At 53.2% G+C, this 971-nt stretch carries 1 protein-coding gene; it reads left to right on the top strand.

Annotation, left to right across the window (positions count from 1 at the left end):
* A partial coding sequence (locus E0L35_RS25305) for a replication initiation protein (protein WP_212751717.1) occupies positions 1–681 on the top strand: 681 nt, incomplete at its 5' end.
* Positions 682–971 lie beyond the last annotated feature (290 nt).

Below are 971 nucleotides of genomic sequence, written 5' to 3'. Positions count from 1 at the left end.
CCTGTGAACGGACACGCTCACCTGCTCTACGCACTCAACATCGCCGTGAGAACCGCGCCTGATGCCTCGGTTAAGGCGCTGAAATATGCCGCAGCGGTTGAACGTTCGCTGTGTGAGAAACTTTGTGCGGATGTGAACTACAGCGGCCTGATTTGCAAAAATCCGTTCCACCTGGAATGGCTGGTGATGGAGTGGCGCGAGGAAGCCTATACCCTCGATGAACTGGCTGATTATCTCGATTTGAGCGCCTCAGAGCGTCGTAGCATCGATAAACATTACGGGATGGGGCGAAACTGCCACCTGTTCGAAATGACGCGCAAATGGGCTTACAGGGCGATTCGTCAGGGCTGGCCAGCGTTCTCACAGTGGCTTGAAGCGGTGATCCAGCGTGTCGAAATGTACAATGCATCGCTTCCCGTTCCGCTTTCACTGGCTGAATGTCGGGCTATTGGCAAGAGCATTGCGAAATACACGCACAGGAACTTCACGCCGGAAAATTTCGCACAGTATGTGGCTGATACGCACACGCCAGAAATTCAGGCTGCACGCGGTCGCAAGGGCGGTTCTAAGTCTAAGCGCAGCACAGTAGCTACATCTGCACGCACGCTGAAACCGTGGGAGGCATTAGGGATCAGTCGCGCCTGGTATTACCAACTGAAAAAACGAGGTCTCGTAGAGTAGACCAAATAAGCCTATATCAGATAACAGCGCCTTTCTGGCGTCTTTTTGAGCAGCAGGTTTTTTGCCGTTTTTCCCCGTTCAGCCCTGCAATGGCGCGGCTTTCCGCGTGATTGTGGTGGTAGTGCTCGCCGCAGTCTCATGACCGAGCGTAGCGAGCGAATGAGCGAGGAAGCACCAGGGAATCGGAACACGGATGGAGGCACTTACGCGTCTGGGTTTGGGGATGTCTCCAGATCGTACTTAAGTTCCTTAAGTGCTTGTAATATCCTGTCTTTTTTATAGCATAGCTC

Source organism: Halomonas sp. ATBC28, assembly GCF_005937175.1.
Classification (GTDB): Bacteria; Pseudomonadota; Gammaproteobacteria; order Pseudomonadales; family Halomonadaceae; genus Vreelandella; species Vreelandella titanicae.
This window is presented reverse-complemented; position numbering and strand designations above follow the sequence as displayed.